The sequence below is a fragment of the Enterobacter cloacae complex sp. SYL001 genome (assembly GCF_049237025.1).
Taxonomy (GTDB): Bacteria; Pseudomonadota; Gammaproteobacteria; order Enterobacterales; family Enterobacteriaceae; genus Enterobacter; species Enterobacter intestinihominis.
This window is the reverse complement of sequence record NZ_JBMKJI010000003.1, coordinates 144,745-160,498: the sequence shown is the minus strand read 5'-3', so window position 1 is coordinate 160,498 and position 15,754 is coordinate 144,745. Positions and strand designations below refer to the sequence as shown.

Below are 15,754 nucleotides of genomic sequence, written 5' to 3'. Positions count from 1 at the left end.
GTACTGGATGGCAACGGTTTCGTCACGCGTCAAAATAGCCCAAGTTGTCCTGTCACTAGTGTAGCAAAGTCGTCGTTGATGAAAGGTAAAATTCCCTCCGCAACAGGCTGAAGCTGGCGGGTCAGGTAGTGATCGTAATCGAGCGGAGACTGCTGGTAATCAACGGGTTCTGGTCCGTTCGTTGTCCAGACGTATTTGATCGTTCCCCGGTTCTGATACTGCGGCGCGCGGCCCCGGCGAACGTTCTCTTCATCCGCCAGTCGCGCCGCGCGGACGTGCGGAGGAACATTACGCTGGTAGTCCGCCAGCGGGCGGCGCAGGCGCTTGCGATACACCAGCTGCGCGTCAAGTTCGCCCGCCATCAGGCTGGCTATCGTCTCGCGCACGTAGTCCTGATACGGCTCATTGCGGAACACCCGCAGATAAAGGGTTTGCTGAAACTGCTGTGCCAGCGGCGTCCAGTCGGTGCGCACTGTCTCCAGCCCTTTAAACACCATCCGCTGCTTGTCGCCTTCCTGAATCAGTCCGGCGTAGCGCTTCTTGCTGCCCTGGTCGGTTCCGCGAATGGTCGGCATTAAGAAGCGGGCAAAATGGGTTTCAAACTCCAGCTCTAACGCGCTGGTTAACCGCTCTTTTTGCAAACTTTCGCGCCACCAGGCGTTCACGAAGGCGACCAGTTCTTTGCCGATTTGCGCGGCGTCGTCTTCTGAATGGGCCGATTTCAGCCAGACAAAGGTGGAATCGGTGTCGCCATAAATAACGTCATAACCCCGGGATTCAATCAACGCTTTGGTCTGGCGCATAATGTCGTGCCCGCGCATGGTGATGGACGACGCCAGACGCGGATCAAAGAAGCGGCAGGCGCTGGTGCCCAGCACCCCGTAAAAGGCATTCATAATAATTTTCAACGCCTGTGAGAGCGGCTTGTTGCCGTAACGTTTTGCCTCGTCGCGGCCGTGCCAGATGTTTCCCACGATTTCAGGCAGGCAGTGTTTTTCGCGCGAGAAGCGTGCCCCAAGAAAACCTTCGGTGCTGTGCGCATCGTCTGGCTGCGCCATCCCCTCGACCAGCCCTACCGGATCAATCAGAAATGTGCGGATAATCGACGGGTACAGACTTTTATAATCCAGCACCAGCACCGAATCATACAGCCCGGGCCGTGAATCCATCACGTAACCGCCGGGACTGGCCTGCGGCGGCACGTCACCGAGGTTAGGGGCCACATAGCCCGCCCGGTGCATCCGCGGGAAATAGAGGTGGCTGAAGGCCGCTACCGAGCCGCCGTGCCTGTCGACCGCGAGACCGTTCACCGTTGCGCGTTCCAGCAGGAAGGGCATGATCTCGGTTTTATGGAAAATCTGCGTTACCAGCTCACAGTCTTTCAGGTTATAGGTAGCGAGCGCTGGCTTATCCTCATTAAAGCGCCGGTCGATCTCGTCCATTCGGTCCCAGGGATTGTCGATGGATTTACCTTCACCGAGCAGCGCCTGGGCGACCGCTTCCAGCGAGAAGGAAGAGAAGTTCCAGAAGGCGGATTTCAGCGCCTCGATGCCGTCGATTATCAGGCGACCGTTAGCCTGTGCGAAGAATACGCCGTTCTTAAAACCGTGCTCACGCCACTCCAGCTCCGTGTTTCCGCGCCCTAACGTCAGGGGAATGCGGTACCGCTCGGCATGTTTTTGCAACACGCGCAGGTCAAACTGCACCACGTTCCAGCCGATCAATACATCCGGGTCGTGCTCGGCAAACCACTGGTTAAGCTTCTCCAGCAGCTGTGGTCGGCTGGTAACGTATTCCAGATGAAAATCCAGCGCGGACGCATCGCCGTTCGGGGGCCCGAGCATATAGACAACCCGCTGCCCGCAGCCTTCAAGGCCGATGCAGTACAGCTCGCCGTGACGGGTGGTTTCGATATCCAGCGAGACCCACTTCAGCGGCGGGCGATAGTGCGGATTAGGCTTCAGGCGCGCGTTAACGATCCTGCCGTTTTGCTCGGTGCCATCTACCCAGACGGGGGCGGTGATAAACCGCTCCATCAGAAAACGTTCCGGCGGGCGAATGTCCGCTTCATAGAGCGTCACGCCCGCTTCGCGGAGCAATTTTTCATAGCGCATCAGCTGGCGATGGGCGCGACAGTAGAGGCCATAAACCGGCTGGCGGTGGAAGTCTTTTAGCTCAAGAGGCGTGAGGCGCCAGCCGTTTTCACCGCGCAGCAGCTGCTTTACCTTCTCGACGTGGTGTTCAGGGATAAACGCCACGGACTCCTGAGGCGGCAGGGTAACGTGCAGCGGGCCGTTATCCGTCGCCAGCCAGAACGCAACCTCGGTGCCCTGAGGGGTATCCCGCCAGTGTCGGGTCAGTAAAAAGCCTTCTTGCGCCTGTGCCACGCCGCTATCCCACAAAACAAACCAGGCCTGATTATAGCCTGGTTGAGGGGTGTTTGCTGGGGTTTTATACAGTGCCTGTTTTGCCGGATGGCGCTACGCTTATCCGGCCAACAGGATCCGTAGGCCCGATAAGCGCAGCGCCGCCGGGCAATGATTTACTGCCCGTAATACGCTTTCGCGCCGTGCTTACGCAGGTAATGCTTATCCAGCAGGGTTTGCTGCATATCCGGCAGCTGCGGTGCCAGCTGGCGGCAGAAGATCCCCATATAGGCGACTTCCTCCAGCACGATCGCGTTGTGCACCGCGTCCTCCGCGTTTTTACCCCAGGCAAACGGGCCGTGGGAGTGCACCAGCACGCCGGGCATTTGCGCCGCGTCGATTCCCTGTTTTTCGAAGGTTTCGACAATCACGTTCCCCGTTTCCCATTCGTACTCACCGCCGATCTCCGCATCGGTCATCAGACGCGTGCAGGGAATGGTGCCGTAAAAGTAGTCCGCGTGGGTGGTGCCGGTCGCCGGAATAGGCTGGCCCGCCTGCGCCCAGATGGTCGCGTGACGCGAATGGGTATGCACAATCCCACCGATGGTCGGGAAGGCCTGATACAGCAGGCGGTGAGTGGGCGTATCGGAGGAGGGCTTTTTATTGCCTTCAACCACTTCACCCGTTTCGATGCTGACCACCACCATGTCTTCTGCGGTCATTACCGTGTAATCCACGCCGGAAGGCTTGATCACGAACACCCCTTTTTCCCGGTCAACGGCGCTGACGTTGCCCCAGGTCAGGGTCACCAGGTTATGTTTTGGCAGCGCCAGGTTGGCTTCGAGTACCTGACGTTTGAGATCTTCTAACATTGTCGTCTCCTGCCGGATGGCGCTTCGCTTATCCGGCCTACAGAACCGTAGGCCCGGTAAACGAAGTGCCACCGGGCATTCAGGGCTTAGCGTTTTGAACCGTAATAGACTTCGTTCCAGCGCAGCGCGTCTTTAAAGGCTGGCAGACGGGTATCGTTATCAATCACGGTCAGTTCGATGTCGTGCAGCTCGGCAAACTGACGCATATCGTTCAGGTCAAGCGCGTGGCTGAATACGGTGTGGTGCGCGCCGCCGGCCAGGATCCAGGCTTCCGACGCGGTTGGCAGGTCAGGCTGCGCTTTCCACAAGGCGTTGGCGACCGGCAGTTTCGGCAGAGAATGCGGAGTTTCCACCGCATCGACGCAGTTCACCAGCAGGCGGAAACGGTCGCCGAGGTCGATCAGGCTGGCGTTGATGGCCGGGCCGGTACGGGTGTTGAAGATCAGACGGGCTGGATCCGCTTTGCCGCCAATGCCGAGGTACTGCACGTCGAGGATCGGTTTCTCTTCAACCGCGATGGATGGACACACTTCCAGCATGTGCGAGCCGAGCACCAGATCGTTGCCGTTCTCGAAGTGGTAGGTGTAGTCCTCCATAAAAGAGGTGCCGCCCTGTAGACCGGTTGACATCACCTTCATGATGCGAAGCAGAGCGGCAGTTTTCCAGTCGCCTTCGCCCGCAAAGCCGTAGCCCTGCTGCATCAGACGTTGTACCGCCAGACCCGGCAGCTGTTTCAGGCCGTGGAGGTCTTCAAAGGTGGTGGTAAAAGCGTGGAAGCCGCCCTGTTCCAGGAAGCGCTTCATGCCCAGCTCGATGCGCGCCGCGTCCAGCACATTCTGGCGCTTGTCGCCGTTGATTTGTGCCGCAGGCGTCAGGCGGTAGCTGCTTTCGTACTCGTCCACCAGCGCGCTTACGTCGCCATCGCTGATGTCATTCACCACCTGCACCAGGTCGCCTACCGCCCAGGTGTTGACGGAAAAGCCAAATTTAATCTGCGCGGCCACTTTATCACCGTCGGTGACCGCCACTTCGCGCATGTTGTCGCCGAAACGCACCACTTTCAGGTGACGGGTATCCTGCTTAGATACCGCCTGACGCATCCAGGAGCCAATGCGTTTTTGTGCCTGGCCATCCTGCCAGTGGCCGGTCACCACGGCATGCTGTTGACGCATGCGCGCGCCGATGAAGCCGAACTCGCGGCCGCCGTGCGCGGTCTGATTCAGGTTCATGAAGTCCATGTCGATGCTGTCCCACGGCAGAGAGGCGTTGAACTGAGTGTGGAATTGCAGCAGCGGTTTGTTGAGGATAGCCAGGCCGTTGATCCACATTTTGGCTGGCGAGAAGGTGTGCAGCCACACCACCAGGCCAGCGCATTTGTCATCGTAATTGGCATCGCGGCAGATGTTAGTGATTTCGTCCGGCGTAGTACCCAGCGGCTTCAGCACCAGTTTGCACGGCAGTTTGGCTTCCGCGTTCAGCGCATTCACAACGTGCTCCGCGTGTTTCGTCACCTGCTGCAACGCTTCCGGTCCGTATAAATGCTGGCTGCCAATCACAAACCACACTTCATAATTATTAAAAATGGTCATTATCGTGTCCTTAATGTGTCAGGGTTGCCGTAGTGTCCGCGGTAGTTTTGGCCGGGGCGGCGACAGGGAGATAGTGAAGTTCGGCGCTTTTTGCCCATTGCTGGTAGCGCTGATAAAGCTGTTCAAAGCGTTGTGCCTGCTGAGCCTGCGGCTGGAGCGTACTTTCGACGGCGCTCGCCATATGCTGTTGCGCGGTCGGGATATCCGCATGGACGCCTGCGGCCACGGCAGCGAAAATCGCGGCACCCAGCGCACAGCACTGATCGGAGGCCACAATTTGCAGCGGACGGTTGAGCACGTCGCAGCAGGCCTGCATGATCACCGGGTTTTTACGGGCGATACCGCCCAAAGCCATCACGTTGTTCACGTCAATGCCCTGCCCGGTGAAGCACTCCATAATGGCGCGCGCGCCGAACGCGGTGGCGGCGATCAGGCCGCCAAACAGCGCGGGCGCGTCGGTCGCCAGGTTGAGATCGGTAATCACCCCTTTCAGACGCTGGTTGGCAAACGGCGTACGACGGCCGTTGAACCAGTCCAGCACCACCGGCAGGTGATCGAGAGACGGATTTTTTGCCCAGGCTTCGGTGAGCTGCGGCAGGAGCTGTTTTTTGCTCGCGGTAATCTGGGTTTTCAGTTCAGGATGCGCGGCTGCCAGCTGATCCAGCGGCCAGCCGAGCACCCGGCCAAACCAGGCGTAGATATCGCCAAACGCGGACTGACCCGCTTCGAGGCCGATAAAATCGGGCACCACGCTGCCGTCAACCTGACCGCAGATACCCTTCACCGCGCGGTCGCCAACGGTCGTTTTATCCGCCGTCAGAATGTCGCAGGTGGAGGTGCCAATCACTTTCACCAGCGTGTTAGGCTGCGCACCCGCGCCCACGGCGCCCATATGGCAGTCGAACGCGCCGCCGGAAATGGTCACGTTTTGCGGCAGACCGAGGCGTTTCGCCCACTCTTCACAGAGCATGCCGACCGGAATATCGGCGGTGAAGGTGTCGGTAAACAGCGGGTATGTCAGGTTTTTGTTGATGATCGGGTCGAGTTCATCGAAGAACGCTGCCGGAGGCAGACCACCCCAGCTTTCATGCCACAGCGATTTATGCCCGGCGCTGCAACGGCCACGGCGAATAGCCTGCGGGCGAGTGGTGCCGGAAAGCAGGGCGGGAACCCAGTCGCACAGCTCAATCCATGACGCCGCTGCCTGTGCGACCGACGCGTCCGCGCGGGTAACGTGCAGGATTTTTGCCCAGAACCATTCGCTGGAGTAGATCCCGCCGATGTAGCGCGAGTAGTCGGTTTTGCCCGGCTGGTGGCATAAGCGGGTGATGGCTTCCGCCTCTTCCACGGCGGTATGGTCTTTCCACAGCACAAACATGGCGTTCGGGTTATCAGCAAACTCCGGGCGAAGCGCCAGTACGCGGCCTTCTGCATCAACCGGGGCTGGCGTTGAACCGGTACTGTCGACGCCAATCCCCACGACGTCGGCCCGCTGGGCGTCCGTCAGCTCCGCCAGCACGGTTTTGATCGCCGCTTCCATTGATTCAATGTAATCGCGCGGGTGGTGGCGGAACTGGTTGTTCGGCGCATCGCAGTAGCGCCCCTCTTGCCAGCGCGGATACCACTCAACGCTGGTTGCTATCTCCCGGCCAGTCGTACAGTCCACTGCCAGCGCGCGAACTGAGTCGCTGCCAAAATCGAGGCCAATTGCAATTGCCATGGTGTTGCTCCATCCAAAAAACAGGTATGGAAGAACATTAGAGACTGGGGACAAAAATCGTCAGGCAGGATCCGCTAATCTTATGGACTAAATTGCTGTAGCCACGCAAAGTGTGACGCCGTGCAAATATTCTATGTGGACATTTCTGCCGCACTTATAGACACTTTTGTTACTGCTTATCTGCCCGTACTGGCGGACAAATCAGGGGGAAAGGCTGAAACATGGCGGACGTAAAAGAGGCGTGATGCTTTTTGGATCTTTTCGCGGGCCATTTTTATACTGCTTTTATCGATATGGACAATTGGTTTCCTTCAGGACCCTTGGGAGAACTGAATCTATGGCCGAACCGCAAAACGATCCCTTACTGCCGGGCTACTCATTTAACGCCCATCTGGTGGCGGGGCTGACGCCAATTGAGGCCGAGGGATATCTCGATTTTTACGTCGATCGCCCTCTTGGCATGAAGGGATATATCCTGAACCTGACCGTACGCGGAGAAGGGGTCGTCAAAAACGGGTATCAGCAGTTTATCTGCCGCCCCGGTGATATGCTGCTGTTCCCGCCGGGGGAGATCCACCACTACGGGCGCCATCCGGATGCCAAAGAGTGGTATCACCAGTGGGTCTATTTCCGTCCGCGCGCCTACTGGCAGGAGTGGCTCTCGTGGCCGGCCATTTTCGCCCATACCGGTTTATATCGCCCGGATGAGGCGCATCTGGCGCAGTTCCGTGAGCTGTTCGCACAGATTATTGAGGCAGGGCAGGCGGGCGGGCGCTACGCCGAACTGCTGGCCATCAACCTGCTTGAACAGGTGCTGCTGCGCCGCATGGAGGCCATCAACGAGTCGCTTAATCCGCCGCTGGACAACCGCGTCCGCGACGCCTGCCAGTACATCAGCGACCACCTTGCCGACAGCCAGTTTGATATTGCCAGCGTCGCCCAGCATGTGTGTCTGTCGCCGTCACGGCTCTCTCATCTGTTCCGCCAGCAGCTTGGCGTGAGTGTACTCAGCTGGCGTGAGGATCAGCGCATCAGCCAGGCGAAACTGCTGCTCAGCACCACCCGAATGCCTATCGCCACCGTCGGGCGTAACGTCGGCTTTGAAGATCAGCTCTATTTCTCTCGCGTGTTTAAGAAGTGCACCGGTGCCAGCCCGAGCGAATTCCGTGCGGGATGTGAATAATCGGTAAACATTCAGGTGAACTTCAGGCGCATCTTGTAAACTATTCAGACAATTGATGCCTTGACGCGGTGCAGGGCGCTAAGCAGAATCGCTGATTCGTTTTCTGACCGGAATAGTTATGCAGGCATTGCTGGAACATTTTATTACCCAGTCCGTTATGTATTCGCTCATCGCCGTGGCGCTGGTGGCGTTTCTGGAGTCGCTGGCGCTGGTCGGGCTGATCCTGCCCGGCACCGTGATGATGGCGGGGCTTGGGGCGCTTATCGGCAGCGGCGAGGTCAATTTCTGGCAGGCGTGGATGGCCGGTATCATCGGTTGTTTGCTGGGGGACTGGATCTCCTTCTGGCTGGGCTGGCGCTTTAAGAAGCCGCTGCACCGCTGGTCGTTCATGAAAAAAAACAAAGCGCTGTTGGATAAAACCGAGCACGCGCTGCACCAGCACAGCATGTTCACCATCCTCGTGGGGCGCTTCGTTGGCCCAACGCGCCCGCTGGTGCCGATGGTGGCCGGGATGCTGGATCTGCCCGTCGCGAAGTTTGTAGTGCCGAACATCATCGGCTGCGTCTTCTGGCCGCCGTTCTACTTCCTGCCGGGGATCCTGGCGGGCGCGGCCATCGATATTCCTGACGGTATGCAAAGCGGCGAGTTCAAGTGGCTGCTGCTGGGAACGGCGGTCCTGCTGTGGCTGGCGGTCTGGTTCTGCTGGCGCCTGTGGCGCAGCGCGAAAGCCAGTGTTGATCGTCTGACGCGCTATCTTCCGCGCACTCGCCTGCTCTGGCTGGCCCCACTTACGCTCGGCGTGGCGGTGGTAGCGCTGGTGGCGCTGATCCGTCACCCGCTGATGCCGGTGTACGGCGAGATCCTGTTGAAGGTGGTGAGCCGTTAAGGTGTTTTCCCTCTCCCTGTGGGCTAAGGGTTCCCCACAAAATAATGCCTGCACAGACGGCCACCTCTCCCTTGAGGGAGAGGGCTGGGGTGAGGGGGAACATACGGCTCTGGTGGTCATTCCGTTCACTTTATGTTCCTTGCTACTCTGTCACGACATGAGCGGTGAACGTGCCAGGGTGGCTCAGTCGCCACCACCCTGGCGACCCGGGCTTCCGGCGGAAAATCGCCGCTTCGCGGTACCTTCGGCTTATTCCTTCCGGCTTATCGGGTACGGGCGGAGGTAACATCCCTGTAAAGCCCGCCCTCTCGGCGCATCCCTGCGCCTCGCCCCGGCCTACAGGAAACGCCTCAGCGATTTACAGCCGGACCGAGGCATCGCTGAAAGCCTTCAGTTATTCTGAAGGCAACGTTATCGCTTTTGCTTTCAAATTACTGGGGATCCCTCTCCCTGTGGGCTGAGGGATCCCCACTAATGTGGTCATGTCCCCATGACCATATTTCTGTACTCTTTTCCCAGTTTTTTCATCTCGTTATCTATATTCAGGTATCTTACTTTTCGGGGTTCATGCCTGATAATCTCCTCTGTCAGACTCAGGTATGACAGAACCCGCCTGTGCCTGATGCTGCTTGCCTGATAATGCCAGTGTAAGCAACGCCTTTCTGCCCTGTAGCCCGCCAGCCACATCACCAGGCCTGCCATCGCCGCGACCATATTCAGTACTTCCAGCCGCCCTTTTCCCTGGCTCCGGCTCAGCCTCAGACCGAACCCGAAGCGTGGACTTTTGTCGTCCCGGAAGTTCTGTTCTATCTGCATTCTGCGGCTGTACAGCGCCATTATCTGGTGCGGCTCCAGCCCCTCTGCATTGCTGAACAGCAGCCAGGGCTCCCTGGCGCTACTGCGGTGTTCCCGCTGTGCTTTCGGCATGCCTCCCTTTCCGTGACGTCCTGCGTCAGGGCGCTTGTGCAGATAGAACCGCCCGTAACAGGGCGTTCGTGGTTTACGGGACAGGACACCATAACCCAAGCAGACCGGTTGTCCGGTAGCCTCAAGCTCACTGATTTTCATCCACTTTTTATCTCCGTCCAGCCGGAAGCTGATGCAGCCCCTGACTCTGCCGGTGAAGCTCCAGCCCAGCAGGCTGACATGCCGGAACCAGTCTGTCCGGAAGCCTGCATCCGTAATGATGGTGACGGCTTTATCTTTCGGGATGGCATCATGCAGGCGGTCAAGGAAGCGGCACTGTACATCGCTGTTCTGCGCCAGCTCTGCGGGGACGACCTCACTCATAAGCGGCAGTGAGCGGCCATTACAGACCAGGCTTGCCCGCAGAAGGTGCCAGTTCCTGTCATGCCAGCCGGTCCAGTCGACAGCGATAACGCAGAAGGGCATCAGGGAGGTGATGGTATGTGTGCGCAGGTGCTGAATGCGGGGAATATCACGGTGAAGGGCAGCATTACCCAGGGCACGGTCAACGCGTTTAATTTTATTTTTAACGTGCGCCCTGCCGGGAAGGGTGCGCCCCAGGCTGGTCAGGGTCAGACTGGCGCCACGCGAAAGCGCGACGGCCATGGAAACAAGGACATTAACGCGGAAGCTGTGAATGTCAGTTAAAGACGCGGAGAAAAATTTCTGGCAGACTGTCTGTAAAGGCACGATGAGGTCTCTTCTGTTTTGTTAGCGCAACCAGTAGATCACACTTCATCGTGCTTTTCATTTTTCTGGGGAACCCTCAGCCCTGTGGGAGAGGACCAGGGTGAGGGCATCAGACCTCACGAATACCTAAAAGTGAAGATGCCCTCGCCTTACCACTCAGAAGTTCTTCTGTTTCTCCATCCCACAAAATACGTCCCTCCGCGATCACCACCGATCGCGGCGCGATGCGTGCGGCATCTTCGATGCTATGCGAAACCATCAGCATCGTCAGTTGCTCGCGCTCGCAAACCTCCTCAACCAGCGAGAGCATTTCCTGACGCAGGGCCGGGTCGAGCGCCGAAAAGGGTTCGTCGAGCAGCAGCAGCGGCTGCTTGCGCACCAGACAGCGTGCCAGCGCCACGCGCTGGCGCTGGCCACCGGAAAGCTCACCCGGTAGTCTGTTGATAAACGCAGCCAGGCCCATTTGTTCGGCGATCGCCTCCAGCGTCTGACGCTGCGCAACACTGAGCTTTAACCCCGGATCCATACCCAGCGCGATGTTCTGCCACACCGTAAGATGATTGAACAGATTGTTTTCCTGGAACAGCATCGACACCGGGCGCTTAGCCGGCGGAGCGTAGGTATATTCGCCATTATCAATGACGATCGACCCGCTGGCAGGCTGCAAAAAACCGGCAATCAGATTGAGCAGGGTACTTTTTCCGGCACCGCTTGGGCCAAGCACTGCGATTCGCTCTCCCTGACGAACGGAGAGGGTAAAACGCATTAGCAGGTGCTCATAAAGCCAGGTTACATCAGTCAGTTTTAACATCACGCCCCGGAAGTTTTTCGATAACGGTAAATAACGCAAAGCACAGCAGCAACAGGAGCAGCGCCGTGACGGCGCCGTCCTGGCTACGATAGGAGCCAATTTGCTGATAAAGCCAGAACGGCAGCGTGCGGAAATCCTCGTTGCCGAAGAGCGCCACTACGCCAAAATCGCCAATCGACAGCACGCAGGCAAACGCCAGCGCCTGGGCGAGCGGACGTTTCAGTGCGCGCAATTCTACCACCTTCAGACGCTGCCAGCCCTGCATGCCCAGCGACTGACACAGCAAGCTGTAGCGGCTGTTGACGTCGCGCATCGGGTTTTCCAGTACCTTGAGCGCGTAAGGGATGGCCATCAGTGCGTTGGTAAAAATGACGATGCCGTCGGCGCTTTCCGGCAGGCCGATGGTGCTGTTGAACAGTAAAAAGAATCCGGTCGCCAGCACAATGCCCGGCATCGCCAGGATCAGCATACCCGTCAGTTCCAGCGCGTGTCCGGCTTTACGGGCATGACGCGCGTACAGCTCGCGGCTGCTCCAGAGCAGCATCATGGTCAGGATCACGCACAGTAGCCCGGCTGCCAGCGCAATGCGCAAGGAGGTCCACGTCGCTTGCCACAGGACAGGTTGTTGCAGTACCGACAACACATTGCGATTCAGTCCATCAACGATAACGGCCAGCAGCGGGGGCAGCAAAAGCAGGAGTGCCAGTGCGATCAGCATAAAATCCGCGACGCGGCTATACAGGCTGTCCTGCGGATCGCGCCAGCCCGTCATGTTATTGCTTCCTGTGGGGATCGTTTTGCTTAGCCTCTGGCTGAGTAACACCAGTGCCAGACAGCATACCATCTGCACGATCGCCAGCAGCGCGGCGCGGCCCGGATCGTAGTCGTAACTTAAAGCCTGATAGATCGCCAGCTCAATGGTGGTGGCCTGCGGCCCGCCGCCGAGAGAAAGTACGGTCGCGAAGCTGGCAAAGCAGAGCATAAAGATTAGCGCGGCAACCGGGGCAATCTGGCGTCGCAGCCACGGCCATTCGACAAAGCGGAAGAACGACCAGCCGCGCATGCCAAGCTGGGCGGCAATCTGACGCTGCTCACCGGGAATGTTTTCCAGCGCCTGTAAAAAGAGGCGCGTGGCCATCGGCATATTGAAAAAAATATGCGCCAGCAGAATGCCTTTCAGGCCGTATGGCGAGAAGGTCCATTCCAGACCAAGCAGGTTGAAAAGGAATGCCAGCCATCCCTGCCGACCGTAGACGCTCAGAATGCCGAACACCGCCACCAGCACGGGCAGGATCAGCGTCATCGCGCACAGCCGCAGCAGGGCAAGCCTGCCGGGGAAACGTCTGCGATAGAGGGCGCGCGCGAGGAAAATGGCCGGGATGACTGACAGCAGCGCGGAGAGAAACGCCTGCCAGAACGAGAAACGGATGACGTGCCAGAGATAGCTATCGTGCCAGAGCGCGAGCAGATCGCTCTCTGGCGCGTTAAACCACAGCGCGAGAAACGCTCCCAGACTGACGACCACCATCAGTATGGCGGCAATCAGTCCGGGAACTAACCAGCCGGGGATCAGCGGCTGACGGCGCGTTGCCATTCGCTTATCCATGCGGCGCGCTGGGTGGCAACCTGCTGCGGCGTAAATTCCAGGGAGGTTTGCGGTTTGTTCAGCTGCTCAAAACCTGCCGGCAGCGCAACATCAGTGACCGGGTACATCCAGTTTCCTGTCGGAATAGCATTCTGGAATGCCGGTGAAACCATAAACTTCAGGAATTTCTCGGCGAGCTCCGGCTGTTTGCTCGCGGCGGTGCGGGCGGCCACTTCCACCTGCAAATAATGCCCTTCAGCAAAGTTCGCGGCGGCGTAGTTGTCTTTCTTCTCGGCGATAATGTGGTAGGCCGGAGAGGTAGTGTAGCTCAGCACCAGGTCGCTTTCGCCTTTCAGGAACAGGCCATAGGCTTCGCTCCAGCCTTTGGTGACGGTAACGGTTTTCGCGGCCAGCTTCTGCCACGCTTCCGGCGTTTTATCCCCGTAAACTTTTTGCATCCACAGCAGCAGCCCCAGACCCGGCGTGCTGGTACGCGGATCTTCGTAAATCACGCGCCATTTCTGGTCACTTTCGACCAGCTCTTTCAGGCTTTTGGGCGGATTCTTCAGCTTGTTTTTATCGTAGACAAACGCAAAGTAACCGTAATCAAAGGGAACGAAGGTGTCGTTTTTCCAGCCGCCCGGCACGTTGACGGCATCTGCCGCCACGCCGCTTTTGGCGAAAAGTCTGGTTTGAGTGGCGGCTTGCAGCAGGTTGTTATCCAGCCCGAGCACCACGTCGGCTTTGCTGTTTTTGCCTTCCATACGCAGCCGGTTAAGCAGAGAGACACCATCTTCCAGTGCCACGAATTTCAGCTCGCAGTTGCAGTCGGCTTCAAAGGCTTTTTTCACCGCCGGGCCGGGGCCCCAGTCGGCGGAGAAGGAGTCGTAGGTGTAGACCGTCAGGACAGGCTTAGCAAAAACAGGCAGCGCAAGCAGCGCCAGCAGAGGAAGGACGTTTTTTAACACTTTGCACCTCAGGGTTGAGTGGCAAAGGATTTTGAGAGACAGCCTCAAATCCCTTCGCCGGCGTTATCCGGATCAGGTTCGACGGGTATTATCTCAGCGCACATCAGCGATGCAGCACCCCGTTGAGAACGGCGCTATTGTAATGATTTGGTGAATATTACGAAAGCGTTATGGCTCCGGCGGCGCAAACCAGGCGGATTTAAAATCAAACCAGCCGAGGGTATTCATCCGCAGGCCGCGCATGCTGCGCTGCCCCTGGATCAGCAGCCAGTGGTGAATCAACGGTACGATCGTCTGCCCGGCCAGTAATTCCTGACACCAGGCGGCCAGATCCATTTCTCCCGCCCGCCACCGCGCGGCGTCCTGCTGCCAGTCCCGGTTGATACAGTGCTGAATCAGGGGCACCTCGTACAGGTGAGAAAAGAGCGAGAAATCAAGCGGCAGCGTAAAGTTTGCGCTGTTGAGCCAGATATCGCTGATGACGTCTCCGCGATGCCATTCATCATAATCGACTTCCTGTATCGCCAGCGTCACGCCTTCGGCTGCCAGCAGCGTGCTCATGATCCTTGCGATAAACCTGTGCTCAATGTGATCGCGATAGTAGCTGAGGGTGATGGTCTCCAGTCCGGCAGGTTTTTCACTGCGCACTGGCTGCGCATGGTGCCAGCGCGGAAGCAGGCCATAGGCCGGGAACCACCAGGTCTGGTATTGCTCCTCTGCGTGATAAATCAGGTTAGCAGGGGCAAGAATATGGCTGATCCACTTGCGTACGTCGTGGTTTGCTCCGCGATGGCTGCGGCTATCAAAGAGCAGGTAGTAGCAGCCCTCCTCCAGGCGGCTTTCGAACGCCTTTTCACCGGCTGTTGGCCCTTCCAGGGTCAGGCCTGCGCTCAGCTCTTCGTTGAGATCCGGTAACACCCATACGTTCACTTCGTCGATCAACGCCCTGTAGCCAAAGTAATCATCAAAGGCGCGGATCTTCAGCTGATTACTGTTGTTTCGTGTAACGGAGTAGGGGCCCGTACCAATCGGCTGGCTGGAAAAATTGTTCAGGGAGCGCCACTCGGCAGGCAGGATCATTGAGGGCACGTAGCCCAGAAGCCACGGAAGCCATTTGTCCGGCTGCGATAGCTCAATATCCAGCGTCCAGGCCGTTGGGGAGTGGATCCGCGAGATATGCGAATAGAGCGGCAGCGTGCGGGCGCGCTCTAAGGAATCGATAACGTCGCGCATCTCCAGCTCGCGTCCATGGTGGAAATGAATGCCGGGGCGTAGAAAAAAGCGCCAGTGCAGCGGAGACACCTGTTGCCAGTGATGGGCAATATCCGCTTCCAGTTCCCCGTTTTCCTCATTTATCCGCGTCAGGCCGCTGAATATCTGCCGGGCCATGTGGGTTTCAGAGCGACGTAACGCCGTACCGGGCAACAGATTTTTCATTGGGCGGTAGTAAAGTACCCGCAGAATGTGGCGTCCCTGACGAAAGCTGCGTCCCAGATGCGAGACCAGCATCTGGCGCACGGCGGCTTTGTCGCCCACCAGCTGGACCAGCTGATCGATGCGGTCCTGCTCCAGCAGATCCTCCGCCCGCTGTTGCTGTAGCGCCAGGCCGGTATAGAGGAAAGTCAGGCGCGAGCGCTTGCCGCGTCCGGCTTCAGCCTCCCAGCTTAGCCAGCCCTGCTGCTGCATGGTGTTGAGGAGGGTACGCATATGACGCCGGGAGCAGTTGAGGAGTTCAGCCAGCTCGTTCAGCGTGGTCTCCTGCGATTGCCCCTCGCAGCACTGCCAGAGGCGGATAAATTGTTGTTGCAGACGACCAGAAGGCATAAAAGGGGAACTCCTGACAAAAAATCAGCAATTTATTAATCCCTATATTAAGCCAATAATCCTTATCGATGAAGCGAGGAGGTAAATTATGAAGAGGTCTACCGCACGTCAGTTTTATCAGCACTATTTTTCAGCGACAAAGGGAGTGTCCTGGCTGGCCCGCCAGTGCGCAGAGCAGCGGCTGAGAATACTGGAAGATCTGATGCAGTGGGACGTTACGAAACCGACCTCTTCTCGCTAACTCGCCTCGATCATGTGTGACTGAGTATTGGTGCTAATCACCCGCCAGCAAAA

At 58.1% G+C, this 15,754-nt stretch carries 12 protein-coding genes and 1 riboswitch; of the genes, 3 read left to right on the top strand and 9 right to left on the bottom strand.

Annotated features, from left to right (window positions below; translation table 11 throughout):
• Positions 1-29: 29 nt before the first annotated feature.
• The 4 genes from polB to araB all read right to left on the bottom strand — a co-directional run bounded on the left by polB (position 30) and on the right by araB (position 6,547).
• Entirely contained in the window at positions 30-2,387 is a 2,358-nt protein-coding gene (gene polB / locus ACOTZP_RS05580) for a DNA polymerase II (RefSeq protein WP_271075375.1), read from the bottom strand.
• Positions 2,388-2,542: 155 nt separating this feature from the next.
• Positions 2,543-3,238 (bottom strand): L-ribulose-5-phosphate 4-epimerase, encoded by a 696-nt coding sequence (gene araD / locus ACOTZP_RS05575; RefSeq protein ID WP_023295910.1) that lies wholly within the window; start codon positions 3,236-3,238, stop codon positions 2,543-2,545.
• Positions 3,239-3,324: 86 nt separating this feature from the next.
• Complete coding sequence (araA, locus tag ACOTZP_RS05570; protein ID WP_271075374.1) at positions 3,325-4,827, bottom strand: L-arabinose isomerase; 1,503 nt, start codon at positions 4,825-4,827, stop codon at positions 3,325-3,327.
• A 10-nt stretch (positions 4,828-4,837) separates the two neighbouring features.
• On the bottom strand, positions 4,838-6,547 hold the full coding sequence (araB, locus tag ACOTZP_RS05565) for a ribulokinase (RefSeq protein ID WP_063849749.1): 1,710 nt from the start codon (positions 6,545-6,547) through the stop codon (positions 4,838-4,840).
• A gap of 337 nt (positions 6,548-6,884) precedes the next feature.
• Between araB and araC the strand changes: the two genes are divergently transcribed.
• Positions 6,885-7,730, top strand: a complete 846-nt coding sequence (gene araC / locus ACOTZP_RS05560; protein ID WP_421633670.1) for an arabinose operon transcriptional regulator AraC — start codon at positions 6,885-6,887, stop codon at positions 7,728-7,730.
• 118 nt (positions 7,731-7,848) lie between these two features.
• Positions 7,849-8,616, top strand: coding sequence for a DedA family protein (locus ACOTZP_RS05555; protein WP_047055966.1), 768 nt, complete (start codon positions 7,849-7,851; stop codon positions 8,614-8,616).
• A 480-nt stretch (positions 8,617-9,096) separates the two neighbouring features.
• On the opposite strand, the gene ACOTZP_RS05550 is transcribed toward ACOTZP_RS05555, so the two are convergent.
• The 5 genes from ACOTZP_RS05550 to sgrR form a co-directional block, all read right to left on the bottom strand.
• A complete protein-coding gene (locus ACOTZP_RS05550) occupies positions 9,097-10,272 on the bottom strand; it encodes an IS4 family transposase (RefSeq protein ID WP_271074970.1) in 1,176 nt (391 codons plus the stop codon).
• Between the two features lie 109 nt (positions 10,273-10,381).
• Positions 10,382-11,083 (bottom strand): thiamine ABC transporter ATP-binding protein ThiQ, encoded by a 702-nt coding sequence (gene thiQ, locus ACOTZP_RS05545; RefSeq protein ID WP_421633669.1) that lies wholly within the window; start codon positions 11,081-11,083, stop codon positions 10,382-10,384.
• On the bottom strand, positions 11,067-12,677 hold the full coding sequence (gene thiP / locus ACOTZP_RS05540) for a thiamine/thiamine pyrophosphate ABC transporter permease ThiP (protein WP_271074968.1): 1,611 nt from the start codon (positions 12,675-12,677) through the stop codon (positions 11,067-11,069). The genes thiQ and thiP overlap by 17 nt, the downstream gene beginning before the upstream one ends.
• The gene (thiB, locus tag ACOTZP_RS05535) at positions 12,653-13,636 is read right to left on the bottom strand and encodes a thiamine ABC transporter substrate binding subunit (protein WP_271074967.1); all 984 of its coding nucleotides are present in this window, start codon (positions 13,634-13,636) and stop codon (positions 12,653-12,655) included. Before thiB ends, thiP begins: the two co-directional genes overlap by 25 nt.
• Positions 13,637-13,667: 31 nt before the next feature.
• A riboswitch (TPP riboswitch) is annotated at positions 13,668-13,768 on the bottom strand.
• Positions 13,769-13,804: 36 nt separating this feature from the next.
• On the bottom strand, positions 13,805-15,460 hold the full coding sequence (gene sgrR, locus ACOTZP_RS05530; RefSeq protein ID WP_271074966.1) for an HTH-type transcriptional regulator SgrR: 1,656 nt from the start codon (positions 15,458-15,460) through the stop codon (positions 13,805-13,807).
• Positions 15,461-15,548: 88 nt separating this feature from the next.
• Here sgrR and sgrT point away from each other — a divergent pair, with 88 nt between their 5' ends.
• Positions 15,549-15,701 carry a glucose uptake inhibitor SgrT gene (gene sgrT, locus ACOTZP_RS05525; RefSeq protein WP_003856388.1) on the top strand — a complete coding sequence of 51 codons (153 nt, stop codon included), beginning with the start codon at positions 15,549-15,551 and terminating at the stop codon, positions 15,699-15,701.
• Positions 15,702-15,754 lie beyond the last annotated feature (53 nt).